Source organism: Quisquiliibacterium sp. (genome assembly GCF_982640115.1).
Map to the genome: position 1 here is coordinate 1 of NZ_CEXFHW010000206.1, position 6,317 is coordinate 6,317.

General features: G+C 72.8%; 5 protein-coding genes. 3 read left to right on the plus strand and 2 right to left on the minus strand.

Features of this window, described 5'->3' with window-relative positions:
• Both AC2H6A_RS17075 and AC2H6A_RS17080 read left to right on the plus strand, forming a co-directional pair.
• A partial coding sequence (locus AC2H6A_RS17075) for a TatD family hydrolase (RefSeq protein ID WP_484274918.1) occupies positions 1-700 on the plus strand: 700 nt, incomplete at its 5' end.
• A gap of 63 nt (positions 701-763) precedes the next feature.
• Positions 764-3,427, plus strand: coding sequence for a DNA internalization-related competence protein ComEC/Rec2 (locus AC2H6A_RS17080; protein WP_484274919.1), 2,664 nt, complete (start codon positions 764-766; stop codon positions 3,425-3,427).
• 93 nt (positions 3,428-3,520) lie between these two features.
• Here AC2H6A_RS17080 and AC2H6A_RS17085 read toward each other — a convergent pair whose 3' ends face one another.
• Entirely contained in the window at positions 3,521-4,300 is a 780-nt protein-coding gene (locus AC2H6A_RS17085) for a 3-hydroxybutyrate dehydrogenase (RefSeq protein WP_484274920.1), read from the minus strand.
• Positions 4,301-4,401: 101 nt separating this feature from the next.
• Between AC2H6A_RS17085 and AC2H6A_RS17090 the strand changes: the two genes are divergently transcribed.
• Positions 4,402-4,752, plus strand: a complete 351-nt coding sequence (locus AC2H6A_RS17090) for a RidA family protein (RefSeq protein ID WP_484274921.1) — start codon at positions 4,402-4,404, stop codon at positions 4,750-4,752.
• A 66-nt stretch (positions 4,753-4,818) separates the two neighbouring features.
• Here the strand turns inward: AC2H6A_RS17090 and AC2H6A_RS17095 are convergent, their stop codons facing one another.
• A complete protein-coding gene (locus AC2H6A_RS17095) occupies positions 4,819-5,985 on the minus strand; it encodes an extracellular solute-binding protein (protein ID WP_484274922.1) in 1,167 nt (388 codons plus the stop codon).
• Positions 5,986-6,317 lie beyond the last annotated feature (332 nt).

Sequence of the window (6,317 nt, forward strand, 5' to 3'; positions counted from 1 at the left end):
TGGGGGGGGGGCCGGCGCCGGCACCGACGCTGGCGCGCGCTGCGTGTACGCGCTGGGCATCCATCCGATGTATGTCGATCGGGCGCGCGACGAGGATCTTGACCTGCTGCGCCAGGCGCTCATGGCGGCGGCCGACGATCCCGCCCTGGTGGCGGTGGGCGAGATCGGGCTCGACGGCTTCGTGCCCGGGCTCGATGCCGCGCGTCAGGAGCGCTTCCTGGCCGCGCAGCTGCGCCTGGCCCGCGAGTTCGACCTGCCGGTGATCCTGCATGTGCGCCGGGCCCAGGACCGGGTGCTCAAGCAGCTGCGCCGGTTCCGTCCATCCGGGGGCATCGCCCATGCCTTCAACGGCAGCCACCAGCAGGCGCAGGCTTTCGTCGATCTCGGGCTGGCGCTGGGTTTCGGGGGGGCGATGACCTTCGCGCGGGCCCTGCAGATCCGTCGACTGGTCAGCGAGCTGCCGGCCCATGCCCATGTGCTGGAGACCGACTCGCCCGACATCGCGCCGGCCTGGCGCCATCCCGGCCGCAACGATCCGGCGCAGCTTGCCGGCATCGCGGAGGTCTTCGCGCAGCTGCGTGGCCTGAGCGTCGAGCGCGCGTCGGCCGTATCCACCGCCAATGCGGTGCGGGTGTTGCCGCGACTCGCGGCCTGGGTGGACTCGGCCAGTCGGCCGGGGCGAGGGGAAGCCTCGGCCTGAAGGCCGAGAGGCAGGCGACGCATGGCCGATGGCGGCGCGCTGCGCGTCGCGCAATCATCGGTCATGACCCGATCGGCTCGGTGGTGGCGTGGCCTGTCCCTGCCCGCGGCCTGCCCGCCGGGCGCGTGGGTGGTCGGCACCTGCTGGGCCGTGCAGCAGCTTGCGGCGCTGCCGCCGGAAGGGCTGGCGCGCGGGCTGCTCATCGCGGGCCTGGGTCTGCTTGGGCTGGGCGTGGCGGTGGGTTCGGGCCTGGGCCGGTGGCGTTTGCGCACGGCGGCGCGTCCCCTGGCCACGGTCCTCGTGCTGCTTGGCCTGGTGCTTGCCACCGGCGGCTGGGCGCTGCTGCGGGCCCATGCCGGGCTGGCCAGCCGCCTGTCGCCGGCGCTCGAAGGCGTGGAGCTGGTGGTGCGCGGCACCGTGCTCGACATGCCGGTGCCCTCGGCCCAGGGTTGGCGCACGCGTCTGCGGGTCGAGGCCATCGAGAGCCCGGTGGGGCTCGCGGCAGCGCCGATCACGGCGCGGCTGCTGTGGCCGTCTGCCGAGGCTGGCAGGCCGGGGGCCGTGGCGGTTGCGGGTCGCGATGCGCCCTTTCGCGCCGGCGAGCACTGGCGGCTTGCGCTGCGTCTGCGCCGACCGCTCGCGCTGCGCAATCCCGGGCAGTTCGATGCCGAACTGCGCGCCCTCGAGGAGGGCATCGATGCCCTGGGCACGGTGCGCGTCGGACCGCGCGCGGCTGCGCGGCCGCAGCGTCTTGCGGGCTCGTCCCTGGCCCTGCCGGTGCTGGTCGAGCGGGTGCGCACCGGTCTGCGCGATGCCATCGAGCAGGCGCTCGCCGACCAGGTCGCGCCGGTGCGCGGCGTGGTGGTTGCGCTGGTGGTGGGTGACCAGTCGGCCATCCCGGGGGAGCACTGGGAACTGTTCAATCGCACCGGCGTGGGCCACCTGATGAGCATCTCGGGCCTGCACATCACCATGCTGGCGGGCCTGGGTATCTGGGCGGTGCGTCGGCTCTGGCGCAGCGGGTTGCGCTTGCCGGGGCGGGGCGGCCCGGCGCCGCCTGCCGCCTGGCTGCCCGAGCCGCATGCCGCCTGGGCGGGCGGTGTGGTCTGCGCGTTCGCCTATTCGGCGATCGCGGGCTGGGGCCTGCCCGCGCAGCGCACCTGCTGGATGCTCGCCGTGGCCGGATTCGCACTGCTGGCAGGCCGCGCCCGCGGCGCGCGCGATGTGCTGTGCACCGCGGCCGCCGTGGTCTGCCTTCTCGATCCCTGGGCGCCCATGGCCGCCGGCTTCTGGCTCTCGTTCGCGGCGGTGGCCGCGATCATCTGGCACGGCAGCCGCCTGCGTCTCGGGCAGGCTGGCGCGGGTGCCGTGCGGGGCCCGCAGACCACCGCCACCGCGGGTGCCGGCGCCGGCGCCGGTGCCGGTGCATGGGGCACGCGGCGGGCCGCGGCCATGTCACGGATCCGGGCGGTACTGGGCGAGGCCTGGCGCTCCCAGGTGGCCGCCACGCTCGCGCTGCTGCCGCTGGGCACGCTCTTCTTCGCCTCGGTCTCGCTGGTCGGCCCGCTGGCCAACGCCTTCGCGATCCCGCTGGTCTCGGGTCTGATCACGCCGCTGGCGCTGGCCGGTGGCGGACTGGCGCTGCTGCCCGGCCCGATCGGCAGCTGGGTGCTGCAGATGGCAGCCTGGTTGACCGATGCCCTGCTGCAGGCGCTCGCCATCTGCGATGGCTGGCGCTGGGCCTCGCTGGTGGTGCCCGCGCCCGAGACCCCGGCGCTGCTGCTGGCGGTGGTGGCCTGCGTCCTGCTGCTGGCCCCCTGGCCGATGCCGGGCCGGGTCTGGGCGGCCGGCGGACTGCTGCCGCTGCTCCTCGCCCCGGTGCGCGCGCCAGCCCCCGGAGAACTCTGGCTGACGGCGTTCGATATCGGCCAGGGCATGGCCGTGCTGGTCGAGACCCCGGCCGGCCGCTTGCTCTACGACGCCGGCCCGGCGTGGTCCGGCGACAGCGATGCCGGCTCGCGGGTGCTCGGCCCGTCGCTGCGCGCACGCGGCATCGATCGGCTGCAGGCTCTGGTGATCTCGCACCGCGACACCGACCATGCCGGCGGCGCGCTCTCGCTGCTGCGACAGCTCACGATCGAGCAGGTGATGTCCTCGCTGCCCGATGAGCATCCTGTGGTGCGGACGGCGGCGCGGCACCGGCGCTGCCGCCGGGGCGAGGCCTGGCAGTGGGGCGACACCCGGTTCGAGTGGCTGCACCCGGCTGATGATGATCCGCCCCTGGGCCGCCGCGCCGGCGCCAACCCGCTGAGTTGTGTGCTGCGAGTCCAGTCGCCAGCCGGCAGCGTGCTGCTCCCGGGCGACATCGAGGCTGCCCAGGAAGCCAGGCTGCTCGAGCGGCTGGGTGCCCCGGCGCTGCGGGCCGATCTGCTGGTCGCGCCCCATCACGGCAGCCGCACCTCATCCACGGCGGGCTTTCTGCAGGCGGTTGCGCCGCGCTGGGCGATCTTCCAGGTGGGCTACCGCAACCGCTTCGGGCACCCGGCGCCCACGGTGCTCCAGCGGTATCGTGACCAGGGCATCGCCGTGCTTCGCACCGACCGGGATGGCGCGATCAGCGTCCGTCTGCGGGCGGGCGCCGAGGCGCGCATCGAACTCGCCCGGCGCGAGCCGCTGCGCTACTGGCGAATGGGCGTGCCCGAAGCGGCAGAGCCCGAAGCGCCCTGAAGCCGCACCGCACCGTGGGTGTTGCAACAGCTTGCGAGCATGGGCGCCAGGTCTGCCGCACCCGCACCGGGCTCGGGCTGCGACGAAACCGGCCTACTGCGCCGTCCAGCCGCCGTCGATGGTCCAGGCTGCGCCGCGCACCTGGGCGGCGGCCTCGGAACACAGGAAGGCCGCCATCTCGCCGATCTGGCCGGGGGTGACGAAATCCACCGAGGGCTGCTTCTCGGAGAGCAGAGCCACCCGCGCCTCGTCGGCACTGATGCCGGCCTGGGTGGCGCGGGCATCGATCTGCTTCTGGACCAGCGGCGTGAGCACCCAGCCCGGGCAGATCGCGTTGGCCGTGATGGCGGTGCGGGCGGTCTCGAGGGCCACGACCTTGGTCAGGCCGATGATGCCGTGCTTGGCCGCCACATAGGCCGCCTTTTCCACCGAAGCCACCAGACCATGCGCCGAGGCGATGTTGATGATGCGGCCCCAGCCGCGCTCGCGCATGCCGGGCAGCGCGCAGCGGGTGGTGTGGAAGGCCGCCGAGAGGTTGAGCGCGATCACCGCATCCCAGCGCTCGGTGGGGAAGCGCTCCACCGGGGCCACATGCTGGATGCCGGCATTGTTCACCAGCACATCCACCCCCACCCCGGCGGCCTGCAGGCGGCCGAACAGGGCCTCGATCTCGGCCGGGCGCGAGAGGTCGGCCGCCTCGTAGCGCACCGTCACGCCGTGGCGTTCGGCGAGCGAGGCGCGCAACCGCGCGATCTCGTCGGCATCGCCGAAGCCGTTGAGCACGAGATGGGCGCCACGTTCGGCCAGCGCCTGGGCGATGCCCAGGCCGATGCCGCTGGTGGATCCGGTGACCAGTGCCGTCTTGCCTTTCACGCTGATGCTCCCTGATAAGATGGCGCGATTCTACAGGGGGCCCGGTGCCCCCTTTTTTCTGCGCAGGCGCCCGCCTTCGTGCCCTTCTGACGGAAACCCCCATGTCCATCCAGCGTCTGCATGTCGGTCCCCGGCTCTCCGAAGTCGCCATCCACCAGGGCGTGGTCTACCTTGCCGGCCAGGTGGCCGAGGACCCTTCCCAGGACATGGCCGGCCAGACCCGGCAGGTGCTGGCGGCCATCGATCGACTGCTCGGCGAGGCCGGCAGCGACAAGTCGCGCCTGCTGCAGGTGACGATCTTCGTGACCTCGATGGCCGAGTTTCCGGCCATGAATGCGGTCTGGGACGCCTGGGTGGTGCCGGGCCAGACCCCGCCACGCGCCACCGTGCAGGCGGCGCTCGCACGGCCCGAGTACAAGGTCGAGATCAAGGTCATCGCCGCGCAGGGCTGAGCGCGCGACCGGGGGCGCGCGCCGGCGCCGGGTCAGCGTCTGCCCAGGGGCTGCGACTGCCGGCCGTCAGCGCCAGCCCGCCCGATCGATGATCCGGGCCGCATTCACCTGGGCGCGACCGATCTGTGCCACTGGCAGGCTGTCCTGCCGGAACCTGCCCAGGCTCTCCAGTGCGGGGTTCTTCACCGACACCGTGGGCACCGCGGGCCACTCGTTGTTGCCGTCGGCCAGCATGCGCTGGGCCTCGTCGGAGGCCAGGTACTCCAGGAAGCGCGCCGCCGCATCGCGGTGCGGCGCGTGGCGGGCAATGCCGCCGCCCGAGATGTTCATGTGCGTGCCCCAGCTCGCCTGGTTGGGCATGATCACCCCGATGTTCGCCAACATCTCCCGGTCCTGCGGCTTGTCCGAGCGCATCAGCCGGGCGAGGTAGTAGGTGTTGGTCAGGGCCACCCCGCACTCGCCGGTGGCCACGGCCTTGATCTGGTCGGTATCGCCGCCGCGCGGGCTGCGCGCGAAGTTGGCCACCATGCCGCGCGCCCACTGCTCGGCGGCGGCTTCACCCAGGTGTTCGGACATGGCGCCGATCAGCGACAGCATGTAGGGATGGGCGCCGGAGCGCGTGCACACCTTGCCCTTGAGCTGCGGGTTTGCGAGGTCCTCGTAGCGGCGCACTGTATCGGCGGGCACGAGGGCCCGGTTGTGGATGATCACCCGTGCCCGGGTGGAGACCGCGAACCACTCGCTGCCCTGGCCGTCGTCCTTGCCGCGCAGATGCGCCGGGATGCGGGCCTGCAGCGTGGCCGAGCGCAAGGGCTGGAACAGGCCCTCGATCTGCGCTTTCCAGAGGCGAGCGGCATCGACGAGCAGCACCACATCGGCGGGGCTGTTGCGGCCCTCGGTGCGCAGCCGCTCCAGCAGCGCCTCGTCCCCGGACTCGATGCGGTTGATGCGGATGCCGGTCTGGCGGGTGAAGTTGGCGTAGAGCGCCTCATCGGTCTGATAGTGACGTGCCGAGTAGAGGTTGAGCACGGGCTCCTGCGCCAGCGTCGACGCCGCCGGCGTCGCCAGCGCGATCAGCGCCGCGGCCAGCCGCGCCAGGGGGCGGACACGGCCCCACCGGGAACCCGGCGGCAGGCTGGCCGTCTGAGGGCGATCGCCTCGCGGGCGCGCCAACCGGACTCGGATCGACGGGATGAGAGCAGCGCGGCAGGCGCGCAGACGGACGGCAATCATGGTGTGGGGATGGCGGGGACGGGGCTTCGACGGTGGAAGGCTGAAGACCGAGTCTAGCCAGTTCGCGAATCAGATGCAAATGAGAAGTGTTTCTATTGAAGGTGACGCCATACCCCCTCGGAAGGCCGGGCCGACAATCCGGAAAGCCGGGCCTACAATCGGCGGCCATTCGCCCGTCCGCGTCATCACTGTCGCCTGCCGATCTGCCCCGTGACCGCTCCCCGCCGACCTGCCCGTCGATGGCTGCTCGCTGCCTTGCCGCTTGCCACCGGCCTGCTGCCGGCTTGTGGTCTGATCCCGGGCCGGCCATCGCCTGCCGCTGCCCTGTCGCG